Raw genomic sequence first — 19,862 nt, forward strand, 5'->3', positions numbered from 1 at the left:
CTGGACAGTTCTTACGAGGAAATAGCTACATGGCAAACAATGTATTAAACCGCTACCTATTTGAAGACCTTTCTGTGCGTGGCGAGTTGGTGCAACTGGATGAAGCGTATCAACACATTATTTCCAGCAAGGAGTATCCGGCGGCCCTTCAAAAACTGCTGGGTGAGCTGTTGGTGTCGACCACACTGCTGACCGCCACACTGAAGTTCGAGGGGTCTATCACGATGCAGTTGCAAGGAAACGGTCCGGTCTCTCTGGCGGTGATCAATGGCGATCACAATCAGAAGATCCGTGGTGTGGCACGCTGGGAAGGCGACATTGCCGATGATGCCAGCCTGCACGATCTGATGGGCAAAGGTCACCTGGTGATCACCATCGAGCCGAAACAAGGCGAACGCTATCAGGGCGTGGTGGGTCTGGAAGGCGAGACACTGGCCGACGTGATCGAAGGTTACTTCGCCAATTCGGAACAGCTGAAAACCCGCCTGTGGATCCGCACGGGTGAACACAACGGTCAACGCCATGCGGCCGGTATGCTGATCCAAATCATGCCTGACGGTACAGGTTCTGCGGACGATTTTGAGCATCTGGAGCAACTGACCGATACCGTCAAAGACGAGGAGCTGTTCAGCCTCGAAGCCAGCGAACTGCTGTACCGCCTCTACAACCAGGAAAAAGTACGCCTGTTCGATCCACAGCCCGTTGTGTTCCATTGTGGCTGTTCACGTGAGCGCAGCGGCGCTGCAATCATAACGGTCGATCAAGCCGAAGTGTATGACATTCTCACCGAAGAAGGCGCCATCGCCTTACATTGTGATTATTGTGGCACCACCTATTCGTTCGACAAAGACCAGGTCGACGAGCTGTTTGCTCAGGCGCAGGGCGGCAGCAACACCCTGCATTAATTCGCCTGAATTAACAAGCACATAAACTCCGTGTCAGGCCAGCGTTCAGCTGGCCTTTTTTTGTGATCAAACCCTTATGTTTTAATGGGTTAAGATCACAGTACGACGTACTTAATTTTTTGGGATTAATAATCCTTTTGATCTAGCGCAAACCTTTGCGCGCGCGATAAAATAGTAGAACCAATATGTGACGGGTTACTTAAAACCACATTGGATTCATGGATAATGTTTGAGCTACCTCCCTGTTTTCTCCCAGACCCGTTGCTAGCATGGTGAGCAGATAAAAATTAAAAAATACTGACAAAATCCCTACAAAATATCCCTACAAGGAGCACCTATGACCGTTATGGAACATACTAAGGCTGCACAATTAGATCTTACCCAATACGGAATAACCGACGTAACTGAGGTGGTGCGCAACCCGAGTTACGAATTGTTATTCGAAGAAGAAACTCGCTCAGATCTGGAAGGCTACGAGAAAGGCGTGGTGACGGAACTGGGCGCAGTGGCCGTTGATACCGGCATCTTCACTGGCCGCTCACCAAAAGACAAATTCATCGTTAAAGACGCCACCACCGAAGAAAATATGTGGTGGACGTCTGAACAGGCGAAAAACGACAACAAACCGATCAATCAGGCCGTGTGGAACGATCTGAAAGCACTGGTTGGCAAGCAATTGTCCGGTAAGCGTCTGTTTGTGGTTGATGGCTACTGCGGTGCCAATGCCGATACCCGTTTGTGTGTCCGCTTCATCACCGAAGTGGCCTGGCAGGCTCATTTCGTCAAGAACATGTTTATCCGTCCTTCTGACGAAGAGCTGGCGACATTCACCCCGGACTTCGTGGTGATGAACGGTGCGAAATGCACCAACGATAAGTGGCAGGAACAGGGCCTCAACTCGGAAAATTTCACCGTATTTAACCTGACCGAAAAAATGCAGCTGATCGGCGGTACCTGGTACGGCGGCGAGATGAAAAAAGGCATGTTCGCGATGATGAACTACTTCCTGCCATTGCAGGGCATCGCGTCTATGCACTGCAGTGCCAACATGGGTAAAGAGGGTGACGTCGCGGTCTTCTTCGGCCTGTCCGGTACCGGTAAAACCACACTGTCGACCGATCCAAAACGCGCGCTGATCGGCGACGATGAGCACGGCTGGGACGACGACGGCGTGTTCAACTTCGAAGGTGGCTGCTACGCGAAAACCATCAAGCTGTCGAAAGAAGCAGAACCAGACATCTACAACGCGATTCGCCGCGATGCGTTGCTGGAAAACGTCACTGTCCGCGCTGATGGCTCAATCGATTTCGATGATGGTTCAAAAACCGAGAACACCCGTGTTTCTTACCCGATTTACCACATCGACAACATCGTTAAACCGGTCTCCAAAGGCGGTCACGCCAACAAAGTGATCTTCCTGTCCGCGGATGCGTTCGGCGTGTTGCCTCCGGTGTCTAAACTGACTCCGGAGCAAACCAAGTACCACTTCCTGTCTGGCTTTACGGCTAAACTGGCCGGGACTGAGCGTGGCATTACTGAGCCAACGCCAACCTTCTCAGCCTGTTTCGGTGCGGCGTTCCTGACGCTACACCCAACCAAGTACGCAGAAGTGCTGGTGAAACGTATGGAAGCCGCGGGCGCGGAAGCTTACCTGGTTAACACTGGCTGGAACGGCACGGGCAAACGTATCTCGATTAAAGATACCCGTGGCATCATCGATGCGATCCTCGATGGCTCCATTGAACAAGCGGAAACCAAGCACATTCCTATCTTCAATCTGGAAGTCCCAACGGCTCTGCCAGGCGTGGATCCTGCCATCCTCGACCCACGTGATACCTACACCGACCCACTGCAATGGGAAAGCAAAGCAAAAGATTTGGCTTCTCGCTTTATCAACAACTTTGACAAGTACACCGACAACGCCGAAGGCAAAGCGCTGGTGGCGGCTGGTCCTCAACTGGACTAAAACTGATAACTCAGTAACAAGCCCCTCTTTTGAGGGGCTTTTTTTATTGATGCCGTCGGCAATATACGCCAATCTATGCCAACAGGACATATCGATACGGGTGGGATGAGATGAGAAAAGTACTCGCGCTGCTGGTGGCCGTGATTGGGTTAGGCCTGGTCGTCATTCTTGTGCTTTTCGCTCTGCTGCATACCACATACCTTACCCCGCTGACCAATCAGGCCCTCGCTCACTCCCGATTTTCCGGATTGAGTGCCGAGTCGGTCGAATACCAATACCCATTGCATCTGACGCTGAACAACGCCACCTACCGCCAGGGCGAGCAAACCTGGTATCTGCCTCAACTGGCTTTCAGTGTCAGTCCCCGGCTGGTTAAAGCCGGTAAGTTGGCACTCGACACGCTGTTGATCGACGGTCTGAATATCCGGCAACCACAATCGTTGTCCGCGATATTGCAAACACTCGACATCGGCCAGTTAGCGTTGCAACACCTGGATTTGGCCAGCGGTGCCTTGTCGGCCCGTGACGTGGACGTACAAATTGCGCATCCCGAGTGGCACACTGGCTGGCTGCCCTACGGCAACATCCAGCTCAGCGCCGCACAGCTGTATTACCAAGGAGAAGCCCTCAACCAACTGCTGATCGACGCCGATTACCGAGCGCAAAACAGCACGGTCTATGGCGCATCCTTTCGCTGGCGTAACGCCAACGTTTCCGGTCAGGCAGAGCAGTACTCACACGGCTGGTCGCTGGTTAATGTCACCGTATCCGGTCTGGATATCAACGATGCCGACACGCTCGACCATGCCCTGGCGGTTCTGGCTCCGCTCCATCAGCACATCAGCCACATCAACAGTCTTGACCTGCTGAGCAGCAGCTTCACACTGGCGGGGGCGCAGTTCAACAATCTCGATGCCTCACTGGAGAACCTCGATCTGACCCGTTCATGGTGGCAGCAAAGCAAAGGGTACCTGTCCTTTGACGCGGAGAGTATCGACTACCTGGGTCAGCAACTGATAAGCGCGACAGCGAAGCTGCATTTCGACGACGATCGCCTCACAGTCGATGACTTTGATGCTGATTTTAAACAGGGCCGGGTTCAATTGTCCGGCACGATACGCCCGCACAGCGCCACGCTGCAATCGCTGCAGATCAGTGGCATCAAGTGGCTGGAAGACACCCCGGCCTTGGCGGCACTGGCCGAAAAAATCCGTGCTTTACAGCAGCTCAGCATTGCGCAGTTGGATATCAATCGCAGCCAGATTATTCAGCTGGATCAGAAACCTTACTGGCAACTCTCCGGCCTCAACGTCGACGGACAACAGCTGGAACTGATCCGCAACGGCCAGCCCGGACTGTGGAACGGGGAACTGGAGATCAGCGCTAACAGCCTCAGTTACGGGCCGTTGATTGCATCGCAAGGTGTCGTTAACACCCGCAGCCAGAAGGGGGATTGGCAACTCGAACGCTTGTTTATTCCGTTAGAGCAAGGCTACATCGAAGGCAGCGGTCGCTGGCAACTGAACGAAGATGGCGCACCATGGCAACTAACCCTCAGCGGCGATGGCCTGCCTCTGGCTTCCTGGTTGCCTTGGTTTGACGTGCCGTTAACAGGTTCAGGGTTGAGCGAGTTCAATCTGGATGCTCAAGGCTTATCCGCCAGCCGTGCGCTGCTGACACACTCGCTCAGCGGTCAGCTCAGCGCGTCGGTGCGCGAGGGTCATCTCGCACTGACCGGACAACCGGTGCGCCCTCCGTATGCGCAAGACTTTACGTTAGAACAGTTAACCGTGAGCGCCGATCGCGGCCGACTGACGCTGCGCAGTGAAGCCCTAAGCGGTCCCAAAATGACCGGTTCCATCCGTGGTGAGATTGACCTGGTCAATCCAAGTCAGGGGCATCTGTGGCTGCGCATGCATTCGCCTTGTCAGCGGCTTGATGCCGACCTCGTCGCTGGCGATTATCAGGCTGGCAATCCCTGCCAACCTATGCAGCCAGCGATCAATACCCCGCCAGAGACCTCACTCGGTACCGATTAGGCGCTGATAATTGGGGATCAGCATGTAGGTGCCGACAAACTCGACCGCCGCGATATCGCCGCTGAAGATGGTTACATTGATCACAATGCGGGCTTTGCGGCCCGAGGCCAGACGATCCAAATCACCACTGATGCCGTCCAGCGACGTGCTGGCGATCGGACATTCTTCGACCGGGTGACGATATCGGATGCGGCTGTCGGCCAGCACAATGTCGCCACTCAGATTACGCTCTTTCATCAACAGCCAGGTCATTCCCCAGCCCGTGAGGGTCGCCAGGGTGAACGCCGAACCGGCAAACATGGTGTTGTGAGGATTGAGGTTGGGGTTGAGCTGTGCGCCACACTCAAACGAATAGCCATTATACTGGTTGATTTTGATGCCCATTTTGTCACTGATGGGGATCTGCTCTTCCCAGCGTTTTTTCAGATCCGCGCACCATTCCGGGTTGCGTAGCACATTGGCCATCGGATCGAGCGGCTTCACCATTTGCTGGTGACGCACCGGGCCGAGCTGATCGCTCAGCTCTCCGCGCGTTTCAAAACCATTTTTCTGATAAAACAGAATCGCGTCTTCCCGGGCGTTACACACCAAACGCTTGGCTCCGAGCTGAATCGCCAATGACTCCAGAGCCACCAGCACCAGCGAACCTAACCCTTTGCTGCGACGGTTATTCTTCACCGCCATATAGCGGATCTGGCCTTCGTTTTCCGTGGTAATGTACAGGCGTCCGATCGCCATTGGCCGTCCGCGACTGTCTACGATCATACGATGATGGCTCATCGCATCATACTCATCCCGCTCCGACCCGATCGGCATCCGCCACGGCTCACGCAGCATCTGCCAGCGAAAGTAATAGTACTTATTGAGCTGATTATCGGTTTTGGGTGTGATGAGTTTAAACATACCTGTTATCCCTGGTTGGTGTGATTCGGTTCCCTGAACCCAACACATTAGAGCAGTCTGTGGTGGGGGTTAGACCCTGTGCACCACAAACGGTTTCCCTGCGACGACGTCGCGATGTCAAACTTGAAGCCAGAACGTGACCGGGCCGTCATTCACCAGTGAGACTTTCATATCTGCGGCAAAACGGCCACGCTCCGTCGGCAATTGCTGCGAACAGTGATCGGCAAAATAATCGTACAGACGCTCGGCGTCCGCCGGATGCGCGCCACGAGAAAAACCGGCGCGGGTGCCTTTTTTGGTGTCAGCGGGCAACGTAAACTGCGATACCACCAGCACTTTCCCCTCGACCTGCTGCACGTTGAGGTTCATCTTCCCTTCTGAATCTTCAAAGACCCGGTAAGTCGTCACGCGCTCCACCAACCGCTTGGCTTTGGCTTCGTCGTCATCTTTTTCGACCCCAAGCAGCACCAACAGGCCTTTGTCTATCTCACCGACGACCTCACCGTCGACACGTACCGCAGCTTCACTCACTCTTTGAATCAGAGCTATCACTCTCGTATCCTTCATCCGCTAATTTCGATTCTGCGATGGAGTGTACCATGTCTTTGTCGTCGCTCCAGTGCTCTCGCTCACCCAGTGCTGCGGTCACTTCCGCGCCGAGTAGCACGATCATCCAGCTCAGATAAACCCAGACAAACAGGATAGGAATCGCGGCCAAGGCGCCGTAGATCAACTGATACGACGGGAACTGTGTGATGTAAAACGCGAACCCTTTTTTGCTCAGCTCAAACAGCAGCGCTGCCACCAAAGCGCCGACCGCGCCGTGACTGAAATGCACTTTTTTGTTCGGCACCAACATGTACAGACCCATAAAGGCAAAGAACGACAGAATTAGTGGCAGCCAGCGCAACAGCAGGTTAAAGGCTCCACTCAGGGTCTCACTCTCCAGCAGTCTGAGTGACGTTACGTATGAGGTAGCCGCAATACTGGCGCCAACCAGGATCGGGCCCAGCGTCAGCACCATCCAGTACATTGAAAATGAAAACACCAGACGACGCTTTTTACGTACCCGCCAGATGTAGTTTAGGCTCTTGTCGATGTTGGAAATCAGCATGATTGCGGCCACAAACAGAAAACCACCACCCACCGCACTCATCTTACCCGTATTCTGCACAAACTCATTCAGTGCCGTACGTACCGCATCACCGGCCGCCGGCACGAAGTGAGTGATCACGTAGTCCTGAATCACATCCCCGGCATTCGCAAACACCGAAAACGATGACAACACCGACAGCAGCACCGTCAGCATCGGCACCAGTGACAACAGCGTAATGTAAGCCATATAGCCGGCGCTGACACTGATTCGGTCATGGCCGACCCGTGTCAGCAAGTAGCGCGCAAACGGTAGTGTCTGTGTCACAACTGATTCAACTTTCAACTTGTATCTCCCTGGTAACTGGTTCATGCTTAATATCCAACTGATTGTAATGGAAAGAAAATCATCATGCGTTACTTGATCGCTATCGTTCTCTCAATTGTGACACTCACTGGCTGTCAAACCGCTTATTATTCCGCCATGGAACAGGTCGGGTATCACAAACGCGACATTATGGTCGACCGGGTGGAAGACGCCAAAACATCACAACAAGAAGCGCAACAAGAGTTTAGCAGTGCGTTGGAATCTCTGTCTGCGTTGACGAACTTCGATGGCGGAGATCTGGAAGCGGTGTACAACCAGATCAACGATAAATATCAGGACAGCGAACAAGCCGCTCAGGATGTACGTAACCGTATCGCCGCGATTGAAGATGTCTCACAAGCCCTGTTTGACGAATGGCAGGATGAGCTGGATCTCTACACCAGCGCCAAACTGCGCCGCTCCAGCGAGCAAAAACTGCGTGACACCAAAAGTTCATACAACAGCATGATTGCCGCCATGAAACGCGCGGAGCAAAAAATGACGCCAGTACTCAATACGCTGCGCGACAACACGCTGTATCTCAAACATAACCTCAACGCCAGCGCGATTGGCTCGTTGCAGGGGGAATTCGCTGATCTCGAGCAGGATATCCAGTTCGCCATCAAACAGATGAACGCGGCGATCGCTGAATCCGACAAGTTCCTCAAACAGCTGAACCAGAAATAAGTCTCACCAGCAGGTCAGTTTCCTCTGGCCTGCGCTTGCTCCAGACCCAATACGTCAATCACAAACCTCGCCCGCAACGCCAGCGAAGCAAACGGCACTTCGATCACGTCAAACCCCAGAGTTCGATAAGTCGCGATCAATTGCTCGTGAATCACCAGCGCCTGCTCAAATGGGTACGGACGCACCTCATCCTGAACATAGATCGACGCCTCCGGACGACACATCAGCACCTGAGGATGATACCCCTCACACTCTGTACGGTAGGCTTGATCCACGGCCAGCCCGGCTTCCATCAGATAGGCACAAATATCGGGAATACCTCGATCGAGCAGGGCCACCGGACACGTCGCCGCCTGCTGTTTTTGGACGCACATCACGTCAAAGCACAAACGGGCAAAACCGGGCAGATCGTCCCACGGCAAAATGCCATCGGGGAGACCGCTCTGCTGCTCAATTAACCTGCGTGAGGCTTCTTCAAATGTGGCGATGCCGCGTGCACCAAGTGCGCGTATCAGGCTGGTTTTGCCCGCCCCCGGCCCACCGGAAATGATCACCGGTTTCATCATGTCACCTCCTCAGATGGCATAAAAAAGCCCCAAGTTGGTGCACAACTTGGGGCTGGACGTTCGGACTCAGTGAGCCAGAATTACTTCGCGTCGCGCGCCGCGCGCTTACGATCGTTTTCCGTCAGGTGTTTCTTACGGATACGAATGCTTTCTGGCGTCACTTCCACCAGCTCATCGTCATCGATAAACTCAAGCGCCTGCTCTAGCGTGTACTTGATTGCTGGAGACAGTACTTGCGCTTCATCAGTACCCGATGCACGAACGTTGGTCAGCTGTTTGCCTTTCAGACAGTTCACTGTCAGGTCGTTCGAGCGGTTGTGAATACCGATGATCTGGCCTTCGTACACTTCGTCAGCGTGCTCTGCAAACAGGCGGCCACGATCTTGTAGGTTAAACAAGGCGTAAGTCAGCGCTTTACCGGTTGCGTTAGAAATCAACACACCATTGTTACGTTGACCGATAGTCCCGCCTTTGTGCGGGCCATAGTGATCGAATGTGTGGTACAGCAAGCCAGAACCAGAGGTCAGCGTCATGAACTCTGTTTGGAAACCAATCAAACCACGTGATGGCATAACGAAGTCCATGCGCACACGGCCTTTACCGTCTGGTGCCATATCGGTCAGTTCACCTTTACGCAGACCGATATTTTCCATGATGCCACCTTGGTGCTCTTCCAACACGTCGATGGTTACCGTTTCAAACGGTTCCATTAACTGGCCGTTCTCTTCTTTGATGATCACTTCTGGACGTGATACGGCCAGCTCAAAACCTTCACGACGCATGTTTTCAATCAAAATAGACAGGTGAAGCTCACCACGACCTGATACTTTAAATTGATCTGGGTTGTCAGTCTGCTCTACACGCAGCGCCACGTTGTGAACCAGTTCTTTTTCCAGACGCTCAAGGATGTTACGTGAGGTCACGAACTTACCTTCTTTACCCGCGAATGGCGACGTGTTGACCTGGAAGGTCATGGTCACGGTCGGCTCATCCACAGACAGAGCAGGCAGCGCCTCAACCTTGCCTTGGTCACAGATGGTGTCAGAAATTTTCAGCTCACCTAAACCGGTAATGGCGATGATGTCACCCGCGGTCGCTTGCTCAACATCATGACGCTCAAGACCAAGATAACCCAGAACCGTACCAACTTTACCGTTGCGGGTTTTGCCGTCAGCACCCACTACTGTCACTTGCTGGTTCGGCTTCACTGTACCACGCGTCACACGACCAACACCGATCACACCCACGTATGAGCTGTAATCCAGCTGAGAAATTTGCATCTGCAGAGGACCATCAAGATCGACTTCTGGAGCCGCCACTTCTTCAACGATGGTTTCGAACAGCGGTTCCATGTTTTCGCCGGTCTCACCCTCTTCCAGTGATGCCCAGCCGTTGAGTGCGGATGCGTAAACCACTTTAAAGTCCAGTTGTTCATCAGATGCACCCAGGTTGTCAAACAGGTCAAAGACCTGATCCATCACCCAGTCAGGACGCGCGCCAGGACGGTCAATCTTGTTGATAACCACGATAGGCTTCAGGCCATGTGCGAACGCTTTCTGTGTAACGAAACGAGTTTGCGGCATCGGGCCGTCAACCGCGTCAACAATCAGACAAACGCAATCAACCATCGACATGATACGTTCTACCTCACCACCGAAATCGGCGTGTCCCGGGGTATCAACGATGTTGATACGGTAGTCGTTCCAGTTGATGGCCGTGTTCTTCGCCAGGATGGTGATACCACGTTCTTTCTCGATGTCGTTCGAGTCCATGACTCGCTCTTCAGCTTCACCGCGAGACTCAAGCGTGCCTGATTGTTGCAGCAGTTTATCAACCAGTGTGGTTTTACCGTGGTCAACGTGTGCGATGATCGCGATATTTCTTAATTTATCAATCTGTGGAGTAGTCATGAATTAGATTCACTCGGTAGTCGAAGTACACCTTGCGACGCAGCCGCCGTAAGTCATACAGGTTTGATTAAAAAAACGGCCAATAATGTACCAGATTTTGCGGAAAAACCTAGAAATATGTGATCTTCACCAGAGCATTTCCGCCCTTTATCAGACTAGTCGTCAACGGGCCTAACGGCCAGCGGAGTAAATCGAGATTGACATTGGTGCGGATCAGAGGCTGAATGATACGGTTACCGGGGCACATACGGACACACATCCGCTCAACGCACCAAAACAGGGCAACAAGCGATCATTTTGGTGCAGCCGTTTGCACCAAAATAAACACAAAAGCACTAAAATACTGAAAGTAATGGAATATTTTTTTTGGCATAGTTTTAGCAATAGAAAAATCAGCATCGATTAATCAAATTGAAATGACATTAATCAATGCTGGATTTATCCGAATCGAGCTAAATACCGCTTTAATAACACTGGAGGTTATCCAAGATGTCAGTAGAAAACGTTCTATCGCTGATCCAAGAAAACGAAGTTAAGTTTGTTGACCTGCGCTTCACTGATACAAAAGGTAAAGAGCAGCATATTTCTATCCCTGCGCACCAAATCGATGCTGACTTCTTCGAAGAAGGTAAGATGTTCGATGGTTCTTCTGTTGCTGGCTGGAAAGGTATCAACGAGTCAGACATGGTGATGATGCCAGACGCATCGTCTGCAGTGCTTGACCCGTTCACTGAAGAAGCGACACTGAACATCCGCTGTGACATTCTGGAACCTGCTACGATGCAAGGTTACGACCGTGACCCTCGCTCGATCGCGAAACGTGCTGAAGACTTCATGCGTTCAACCGGCATTGCAGACACAGTGCTGATCGGCCCAGAACCAGAATTCTTCCTGTTTGACGACGTGAAATTCTCGACCGACATGTCAGGCTCATTCTACAAAATCGACGACGTCGAAGCCTCTTGGAACACAGGTTCAGACTACGAAGAAGGCAACAAAGGTCACCGCCCAGGCGTGAAAGGGGGTTACTTCCCTGTCGCTCCAGTCGATTCTTCTCAGGATATCCGTAGTGCCATGTGTCTGGTGATGGAAGAAATGGGTCTGGTGGTTGAAGCGCACCACCACGAAGTGGCAACGGCAGGTCAGAACGAAATCGCGACCCGTTTCAACACGCTGACCACGAAAGCGGATGAGATCCAAATCTACAAATACGTTGTGCACAACGTGGCACACGCGTTTGGTAAGACAGCCACATTCATGCCAAAACCTCTGGTTGGCGATAATGGCTCTGGTATGCACGTGCACCAATCACTGGCCAAAGACGGCGTTAACCTGTTTGCTGGCGATAAGTACGGCGGCCTGTCTGAAACCGCACTGTACTACATCGGTGGTATCATCAAGCACGCTCGCGCCATCAACGCTTTTGCGAACCCATCCACCAACTCGTACAAGCGTCTTGTCCCTGGCTTTGAAGCGCCGGTTATGCTGGCTTACTCAGCACGTAACCGCTCAGCGTCTATCCGTATCCCAGTGGTACCAAGCCCGAAAGCACGCCGTATCGAGGTTCGTTTCGGTGACCCAGCAGCCAACCCATACCTGTGTTTTGCAGCCATGCTGATGGCAGGTCTAGACGGTATTAAGAACAAGATCCACCCAGGCGAAGCGATGGACAAAGACCTGTACGATCTGCCAGCAGAAGAAGCGGCTGAAATCCCAACCGTGGCTTACTCGCTGAAAGACGCACTGGAAGAGCTGGACGCAGACCGTGAATTCCTGACCGCCGGCGGCGTGTTCTCTGACGATTTCATCGACTCTTACATCTCGTTGAAAGCTCAGGATGTTGAGAAAGTAAACATGACCACGCACCCACTTGAGTTCGAACTGTACTACTCAGTATAAGACAGTCCGGTTGCATAAAATCAAGGCTCGCCTCGCAGGCGGGCCTTTTTGTTATTTACGATACTCAACCCTGGCGTATCCTGAAAAACTCACCGCGGCAACACACAGGTCGACAATGCATTATTGGCTCAGCGGGCTGGCCACTCTGCTCAGCACTTCCCTATTTGCTGGCGACATTTATCGCTGGCAGGACGAAGAGGGTGCGATCCATTTCAGCGATGTTCCGGCCCACCCACAAGCCCAGTCGGTCACTCTCCCGTCCAGCAACACAGCGTTACGCCCAGCACCAGCCGCGCTCACGCCGACGAGCGCAGCCTCTACTACCATTACGGAGACCGTCACCATCGTCTTTCCTGCCATGGACGCCACCATTCGCAGCAACGCAGGCAACCTCCGCATCCAGGTCCAGGTCAGTCGGACACTGGCCGAAGACGAAACCCTGCAGCTCCTGGTCGATGGCCAGCCCTGGGGCGCCCCTCAACGCCGATGGGAGTGGCAACTGCACAATATGGATCGCGGCTCACATGAACTGAGCGTGCGTCTGCAGAGGTCTGGCAAGCTTATTGCAACATCAGGATCGATAACGGTGCATTTACATCGTGCGTCCGTCAAATCGCCGCGTTCTTAACCGATATATCCGGTTTTTCGCTTTCTCTTACAGGATGAATGCGCCATACTGAAAAACACAACGCACCAATTTGGTGCATTGCATTATTTTGGAGCAATAACAAGGATGACGTTGTGAGCAGCGAACTGAGCCAGACCATTTTAAACAACCTGGTGACCGCCACCCTGATGCTGGACGAAGCACTGGTGGTGCGCTACGCCAACCCAGCCGCCGAGCAACTGTTTTCGCAAAGTGCCAAGCGCATGCTGGACCAACCACTGTCTCATCTGATCCAGCACGCTTCTCTCGACCTGGCGCTGCTGTCTCAACCATTGCAGAGCGGACAAAGTATCACCGACAGCGACGTGACGTTTGTCGTCGACGGACGGCCGCTGATGCTGGAAGTAACAGTAAGCCCGCTGACCTGGCACAAAGGTCTGATGCTGTTGGTGGAAATGCGCAAAATCGATCAGCAGCGCCGTCTTAGTCAGGAACTCAACCAACACGCCCAACAACAGGCGGCGAAACTGCTGGTGCGTGGTCTGGCCCACGAAATCAAAAACCCGCTCGGCGGTCTGCGTGGCGCGGCGCAGTTGCTCGAGCGTATGCTGCCCGATCAGAGTCTGACCGAGTACACCCAGATCATCATCGAACAAGCAGACCGGTTGCGGGCGCTGGTTGACCGGCTGCTCGGACCACAAAAGCCCGGTAAGAAACGCTCGGAAAACCTGCACGTGATCCTGGAAAAAGTCCGCCAACTGATTGAGCTGGATGTCGGCAGTCAGGTGGTCATCGAACGAGACTACGATCCCAGCCTGCCAGATTTACTGATGGACACCGACCAGATCGAGCAGGCATTGCTGAACATCGTCAGTAATGCCGGCCAGATTTTGCTGGCACAGCAGCACGGAACCATCACCTTACGCACCAGAACGGTGCACCAGGCCAATATCCACGGTCAGCGCTACAAACTGGCCGCACGCATTGAAGTGATCGATAACGGTCCAGGCATTCCGAGCGAGCTGCAGGACACGCTGTTCTACCCTATGGTCAGCGGGCGCGAAGGCGGCACCGGACTGGGCTTGTCCATCGCTCAGAACCTGATCGATCAGCACCGGGGCAAAATTGATGTCGAGAGCTGGCCAGGACAAACCACATTTACGATTTATTTGCCGATTTAGGCCAACTTGTTGCTGGAAGGAAACGATTTATGAGTAAAGGATACGTCTGGGTTGTCGACGATGACAGCTCCATTCGGTGGGTTATGGAGAAGACCCTCAGCTCAGCCAATATAAAATGCGACACCTTTTCCGACGCCGAGAGCGTTCTGCTTGCGCTGGAGAGGGAGACGCCGGATGTGCTGGTGTCCGATATCCGCATGCCGGGCATGGATGGCATTCAGCTGCTCAATCAGGTACACAGCCGCTCTCCTGACCTGCCGGTCATCATCATGACAGCGCACTCCGATCTGGATGCAGCGGTCAATGCTTATCAGAAAGGCGCGTTCGAGTACCTGCCGAAGCCGTTTGACGTCGATGAAACCCTGACGCTGGTCGAGCGGGCCATCTCCCACAGCCAGGAACAGAAACGCGAGCAGGCAGCCGAAGAGGATGTGATGGGCAATACGCCAGAAATCATCGGTGAAGCGCCCGCCATGCAGGAAGTCTTTCGCGCTATAGGGCGTTTGTCCCGCTCTTCCATCTCTGTCCTGATCAACGGCGAATCGGGCACCGGTAAAGAGTTGGTCGCCCAGGCACTGCACCGACACAGCCCGCGAGCCAGCAAACCATTTATCGCACTCAACATGGCTGCGATTCCGAAAGATCTGATCGAGTCTGAGTTGTTCGGTCATGAGAAAGGTGCGTTTACCGGCGCCAATAATGTCCGTCAGGGGCGCTTTGAGCAAGCTAATGGTGGCACGCTGTTCCTCGATGAGATCGGCGATATGCCGCTTGACATCCAAACCCGGTTACTGCGCGTGCTGGCCGACGGTCAGTTTTACCGGGTCGGCGGTCACTCGCCGATCAAAGTCGATGTGCGTATCGTGGCCGCCACTCATCAGAATCTGGAAAAACTGGTCCATCAGGGCGATTTCCGTGAAGATCTGTTCCACCGTCTCAATGTCATCCGGATTCAGATCCCGGCGCTACGTGAGCGCAAACAGGATATCGAGAAGCTGACGCAACATTTTCTGGCTCTGGCAGCCAAAGAACTGGGCGTTGACATGAAAACCCTGCACGCTTCCACGGTTGAGATCCTCAATCGTCTCGACTGGCCGGGCAACGTGCGTCAGTTGGAAAACATCTGTCGCTGGCTGACCGTCATGGCCAGCGGCAGCGAAATCCTGCCTGGCGACCTGCCCGGTGAGTTGTTGGAAGAAAAAACGGCCTATTCCCCCAGTGAAGGCAGCAGTTGGCAACAGCAACTGGAAAATTGGGCCAGACAGGCATTGGCTGCCGGCGAAACCGAAATTCTCGCCTACGCTTTGCCCGAGTTTGAGCGCATCTTACTCGAAGCCGCTCTGTCACACACCAATGGACATAAGCAGGATGCCGCCAAAGTCCTCGGCTGGGGGCGCAACACTCTGACCCGAAAGTTAAAAGAGCTGTACTGAATTGGGTGAATTTTGTTAATTATTGGGGAGAAAATACTCGCCCGATATTTATAAAACAGATAGTATTTTACCTATGAGCCTTTCATAGTGCGTGGTCTATGCGTCTAGCCAGTAAAATCACCCTACGTACCGCTGTCGTGGTGCCGTTCGTGATGATCGTCCTGTTCACGATTGGCGTGATTGTGGCCGCGCAGAAACGTAACTATGAAGAGATGGTGCAAGACGTCAGCCTCAAACAACTCGGCTCACTGACCAACAATGTGACCCTGGAGCTGCGCAATTTTCTTGAGGCGCCTTTTCAAATCAACCAGATCCTCAGCCATGGGATCAGTTATCACCAACTGTATCCCTCAGCCGATCTTTCGGCGGTAGAGAATTACCTGCGTAGCAGTTTCACCCGTATCTATCAACCGTTGCAACAAATCGACGTGATCAGTTTTGGTAGTGAAGGCGCCGAGTACGTCGGGATCCGCAAAGAGCCAAACCAAAAGTATGCACTGATGGTCAAAGATGCCCGTACCGCGCAGGTTCTGACCATTTATCAGAGCGATCGCATCAGTGACGATGTCCGCTCGTCCATCGCGGATTACAACCCCAAACTCCGCCCCTGGTATACACCGATCGTGGCCAACCCTGAGCCCGCCTGGTCACCAATTTACGCCAATGTGGATGAAAAGCAGGAAGTCACCCTGTCTGCGCTGGCACCGGTGATGGACGGATCACAGCTGTTGGGGGTAATGGTGACCGATGTCAAAATCAATACGTTCAACGCCTTCCTGCGTCGCTTGCACCGTAACACCACCGCACTGGTTTACCTCACCGACAACCAGCAACGTCTGATCGCCTCGTCAAGTAAAAGCAGTATCGTTTCCTGGGGCACTGAACAGACGCAAGCAGGCGAACGGTTGCTGGCCACTGAAAGCATAAACCCGGTGATCGCCGCCGGTTCCGAATACGCGCGCCAGCATCAACTGACGCAAAACAAGAGCACCCAGCATTTTTCGTTTGCTCAGGACGGTGACCGTTACTTCAGTCTGTTGACGCCATACCATGACCCGCACGGGCTGCAGTGGTACATCGGTGTGAGCATTGCGGAAACCGATCTGCTCGGCACTCTGCCACAAAAGCAGGAGAAAAGCTGGCTGCTGGGGATTGGGGTCAGTGTGATCGGTATTTTGTTGGGCCTGGTCGCATTTAACCGCATCATGGCCCCCATCACCACGACAGCCAATACCGCCAGACGGATCGCCCAGGGAGACTGGGACAGCCAGTTGCCAAAACCTGGACAGATTTATGAGACCAGCATGCTGGTCAACGCATTTAACGAAATGACCAATAGTCTGAAAGCGTCATTCGACGCCCTGCGCTACCAGCTGTTATATGACTCACTGACCAAACTCTACAGCCGTCAGGGGCTGATCGACACCGGAAACAACCTGTTCCATCTCAACGGCAGTTTACTGCTGATTGGGGTCAATAAATTCCGTGAGATCAACGACAGTTTAGGCCACAACCATGGTGACCAGTTGCTGCTGAACATCGCCGAACGTCTGCGTAGCTTCACCAGCCCGGACAGCCTGCTTGCCCGCATTGGCGGCGATGAATTTGCGATTTATCTGCCAGATCCAATGTCCGCAGCTCAGGTCCATGATATGGCCAATCACATCCAGCAACGCTTCGCAGCGCCATTTCGCATGCAGGGCGAGCATATTGTGGTCAGTGTGTCTGTCGGGGTTGTGGCCGAGTGTCGGGAAACGGATATGGCGACCTGGCTGCGTAACGGCAGCATTGCCCTGAGTAACGCCAAACGCGAATTGAGTGGCATCAGCGACTACTCTCCGGAAATGGCCGACTTGTCACTCAAACGCACCCGGATGCTGACCAAGATCCGCAGTGGCATTGAACGGCAGGAATTCGTGCCGTTTTATCAGCCGATCGTCGATCTGAACAGCGGTGAAATCGTCGGTGCCGAGGCGCTGGCGCGTTGGCTGTCGCCCACTACCGGCATGATCCCACCGATTGAGTTTATTGCGCTGGCCGAAGACAGCGGTCTGATCGGTCAAATAGGCGAACAGATCCTGTATCAGGCATGTCGGGACACCATGCTCGGCATTGAGCAAGGCAAGTGGAGTGCGGATTTCAAGCTGCATGTAAACTTGTCCGTCAATCAGCTCTCCCAGCCCAATCTGCTGACCAGTCTGAGTGAGATTTTGCGTAACACCGGCATGAACGCCAGCAATCTAACGCTGGAAATCACCGAATCACGGATTGTTGATAAAGATCCAGTGATCGCGGACAACATGCGGTCCATTAAACAACTGGGGATTAATATCGGCATCGATGATTTTGGCACGGGTTACAGTTCACTGGCGTACCTTCATCAGCTGCCATTCGACTGTCTGAAAATCGACCGGGCCTTCGTTGAGAAAATGCGCCCGGATACTCTGCACGACTCGATTGTCGCCGCCATCATTACGATGACCAAGAGTATGCAGGTCGACCTGATTGCCGAAGGGGTGGAAACCGAGGAACAGGCGCAAATGCTACAGCAACTTCACTGCCCCCATGCGCAGGGCTACCTCTACAGTCGGCCGGTTCCATTCGATGAATGGCCAACAGATTTAGTAAACATGCATTAATAATCACCCCATTTCCGTACATTTCACCACTTTCCATACTGACACCCATCCGATCGATTTTTATACTTAGCAAAAACCTATGAGCAGGATCCCCATCATGATAACCAAGAATTTACCGCTGACGGATTTGCACCGTCACCTGGATGGCAACATCCGCACCCAAACGATTCTCGACTTGGGACAAAAGTTCGGTGTTGCCCTGCCCGCTTCTGACGTGGCTAGCTTGACCCCTCATGTGCAAATTGTGGAGGCCGAGCCATCTCTGGTCGCCTTCTTGTCCAAACTCGACTGGGGAGTCGCCGTACTCGGGGACTTGGATGCCTGTCGACGCGTGGCGTATGAAAACGTCGAAGACGCCCTCAATGCACAGATCGACTACGCTGAATTGCGTTTTTCTCCCTACTACATGGCGATGAAACACAACTTGCCCGTTGCCGGTGTGGTCGAAGCCGTGGTGGATGGCGTGCAGGCTGGTGTGCGTGATTTTGGTATTCAGGCCAATCTTATCGGTATTATGAGCCGCACATTCGGTACCGATGCGTGTCAGCAAGAACTTGATGCGATCCTGACTCACAAAGACCACATCGTTGCCGTCGACCTTGCCGGTGATGAGCTGGGACAGCCGGGAGAGCGCTTTGTGAAACACTTCACACAAGTTAAAGATGCTGGACTGAACGTCACCGTTCACGCCGGGGAAGCGGCCGGGGCCGAGAGTATGTGGCAGGCGATTGAGGAGCTGGGGGCGACACGGATTGGCCACGGTGTCAAAGCGGTTCACGATCCGAAACTGATGGACTACCTGGCAGAAAATCGCATTGGTATTGAGTCATGCCTTACATCAAACTTCCAGACCAGTACGGTAGAATCTCTGGCCAACCATCCGTTAAAAACCTTCCTCGAGCATGGTGTTCTCGCCTGTCTCAATACCGATGACCCGGCCGTGGAAGGTATCGAACTTCCTTATGAGTACGAAGTGGCTGCCCCTAAAGCTGGCTTGTCTCAAGAGCAGATTCGCCAGGCTCAAATCAATGGTCTTGAAATCGCCTTCTTGTCCGACAACGAAAAGCAAGCATTACGAGTGATTGCGGCTCAGCGTGGATAAATAGCGATTGATAACTTCTGGCGCCGACACCTGTGTGTCGGCTTTTTTGTTCCTGTCAATATACTCACCTTTTCTTGTGGCCCCGCTCAGGCAAGTAACAAGTAAGTTGGAGAATAGCAATGAGACTCAGGATGGATACGCTGGGTGCTGGCAATCAAATTCTCACCCAGCATAGCCTGTTCTGAGCCTGAACAGACAAACGACTATCGGCTGGCAGTTCACGGCGATCACACACGTAGTCGCAGGTTTTCGTTTAACCGCAGAAGTGCACATCGGGCACACAAACCTAGAGAGTATTCAATAGAGGGCGTGAGATGATCTATCAGGCAACTGAAATGAAAAAAGCCTCGCTATTTCTAGCGAGGCTTTTCAATAGTGGCGGAGAGATAGGGATTTGAACCCTAGATACGCTATTAACGTATGCCGGTTTTCAAGACCGGTGCTTTCAACCACTCAGCCATCTCTCCACAAATTGTCACTAAACACCGAGTCTTACACTTATGCTGCTGGATATTTAGCTGTGTTTTCAGAGTATATTCACTAAAAAATGAGTATCTGAAAACGAT

Annotated in this window: 15 protein-coding genes and 1 tRNA gene; 10 read left to right on the forward strand and 6 right to left on the reverse strand. The window is 53.1% G+C overall.

Annotated elements, in window-relative coordinates; translation table 11 throughout:
- Nucleotides 1-29 precede the first annotated feature (29 nt).
- The 3 genes from hslO (at nt 30) to VPR01S_RS07340 (ending at nt 4,910) form a co-directional block, all read left to right on the forward strand.
- Nucleotides 30-905 (forward strand): Hsp33 family molecular chaperone HslO, encoded by an 876-nt coding sequence (gene hslO / locus VPR01S_RS07330; RefSeq protein WP_021704670.1) that lies wholly within the window; start codon nt 30-32, stop codon nt 903-905.
- A gap of 337 nt (nt 906-1,242) precedes the next feature.
- Nucleotides 1,243-2,871: a phosphoenolpyruvate carboxykinase (ATP) gene (pckA, locus tag VPR01S_RS07335; RefSeq protein WP_021704671.1), complete on the forward strand. Its 1,629-nt coding sequence runs from the start codon at nt 1,243-1,245 to the stop codon at nt 2,869-2,871.
- Between the two features lie 110 nt (nt 2,872-2,981).
- On the forward strand, nt 2,982-4,910 hold the full coding sequence (locus VPR01S_RS07340; protein WP_021704672.1) for an AsmA family protein: 1,929 nt from the start codon (nt 2,982-2,984) through the stop codon (nt 4,908-4,910).
- Here VPR01S_RS07340 and VPR01S_RS07345 read toward each other — a convergent pair.
- The 3 genes from VPR01S_RS07345 to VPR01S_RS07355 all read right to left on the reverse strand — a co-directional run bounded on the left by VPR01S_RS07345 (nt 4,893) and on the right by VPR01S_RS07355 (nt 7,278).
- On the reverse strand, nt 4,893-5,813 hold the full coding sequence (locus VPR01S_RS07345) for a bifunctional GNAT family N-acetyltransferase/hotdog fold thioesterase (RefSeq protein WP_021704673.1): 921 nt from the start codon (nt 5,811-5,813) through the stop codon (nt 4,893-4,895). The genes VPR01S_RS07340 and VPR01S_RS07345 overlap by 18 nt on opposite strands.
- 117 nt (nt 5,814-5,930) lie before the next feature.
- Nucleotides 5,931-6,365 (reverse strand): D-aminoacyl-tRNA deacylase, encoded by a 435-nt coding sequence (gene dtd, locus VPR01S_RS07350; protein ID WP_021704674.1) that lies wholly within the window; start codon nt 6,363-6,365, stop codon nt 5,931-5,933.
- Nucleotides 6,337-7,278, reverse strand: coding sequence for a virulence factor BrkB family protein (locus VPR01S_RS07355; protein WP_040902349.1), 942 nt, complete (start codon nt 7,276-7,278; stop codon nt 6,337-6,339). The genes dtd and VPR01S_RS07355 overlap by 29 nt, the downstream gene beginning before the upstream one ends.
- A 39-nt stretch (nt 7,279-7,317) precedes the next feature.
- Between VPR01S_RS07355 and VPR01S_RS07360 the strand changes: the two genes are divergently transcribed.
- Nucleotides 7,318-7,959 (forward strand): DUF2959 domain-containing protein, encoded by a 642-nt coding sequence (locus VPR01S_RS07360; RefSeq protein ID WP_021704676.1) that lies wholly within the window; start codon nt 7,318-7,320, stop codon nt 7,957-7,959.
- A 14-nt stretch (nt 7,960-7,973) separates the two neighbouring features.
- On the opposite strand, the gene VPR01S_RS07365 is transcribed toward VPR01S_RS07360, so the two are convergent.
- Nucleotides 7,974-8,522 carry an AAA family ATPase gene (locus tag VPR01S_RS07365; RefSeq protein WP_040902379.1) on the reverse strand — a complete coding sequence of 183 codons (549 nt, stop codon included), beginning with the start codon at nt 8,520-8,522 and terminating at the stop codon, nt 7,974-7,976.
- 83 nt (nt 8,523-8,605) lie between these two features.
- On the reverse strand, nt 8,606-10,435 hold the full coding sequence (gene typA, locus VPR01S_RS07370; protein ID WP_021704678.1) for a translational GTPase TypA: 1,830 nt from the start codon (nt 10,433-10,435) through the stop codon (nt 8,606-8,608).
- Nucleotides 10,436-10,924: 489 nt separating this feature from the next.
- Between typA and glnA the strand changes: the two genes are divergently transcribed.
- From glnA to add, 6 genes are all read left to right on the forward strand, one after another.
- The gene (gene glnA / locus VPR01S_RS07375) at nt 10,925-12,334 is read left to right on the forward strand and encodes a glutamate--ammonia ligase (RefSeq protein WP_021704679.1); all 1,410 of its coding nucleotides are present in this window, start codon (nt 10,925-10,927) and stop codon (nt 12,332-12,334) included.
- Between the two features lie 115 nt (nt 12,335-12,449).
- Nucleotides 12,450-12,962, forward strand: coding sequence for a DUF4124 domain-containing protein (locus tag VPR01S_RS07380; RefSeq protein WP_021704680.1), 513 nt, complete (start codon nt 12,450-12,452; stop codon nt 12,960-12,962).
- Nucleotides 12,963-13,075: 113 nt separating this feature from the next.
- On the forward strand, nt 13,076-14,122 hold the full coding sequence (gene glnL / locus VPR01S_RS07385) for a nitrogen regulation protein NR(II) (protein WP_021704681.1): 1,047 nt from the start codon (nt 13,076-13,078) through the stop codon (nt 14,120-14,122).
- Nucleotides 14,123-14,151: 29 nt separating this feature from the next.
- On the forward strand, nt 14,152-15,555 hold the full coding sequence (glnG, locus tag VPR01S_RS07390) for a nitrogen regulation protein NR(I) (RefSeq protein ID WP_021704682.1): 1,404 nt from the start codon (nt 14,152-14,154) through the stop codon (nt 15,553-15,555).
- Nucleotides 15,556-15,653: 98 nt separating this feature from the next.
- On the forward strand, nt 15,654-18,194 hold the full coding sequence (gene gepA, locus VPR01S_RS07395) for a phosphodiesterase GepA (protein ID WP_021704683.1): 2,541 nt from the start codon (nt 15,654-15,656) through the stop codon (nt 18,192-18,194).
- 97 nt (nt 18,195-18,291) lie between these two features.
- Nucleotides 18,292-19,296 (forward strand): adenosine deaminase, encoded by a 1,005-nt coding sequence (add, locus tag VPR01S_RS07400; protein ID WP_021704684.1) that lies wholly within the window; start codon nt 18,292-18,294, stop codon nt 19,294-19,296.
- Between the two features lie 376 nt (nt 19,297-19,672).
- Here add and VPR01S_RS07405 read toward each other — a convergent pair.
- A tRNA-Ser gene (locus tag VPR01S_RS07405) sits at nt 19,673-19,763 on the reverse strand.
- Between the last annotated feature and the right edge of the window lie 99 nt (nt 19,764-19,862).

Source organism: Vibrio proteolyticus NBRC 13287 (assembly GCF_000467125.1).
In the GTDB taxonomy this organism is placed as follows: Bacteria; Pseudomonadota; Gammaproteobacteria; order Enterobacterales; family Vibrionaceae; genus Vibrio; species Vibrio proteolyticus.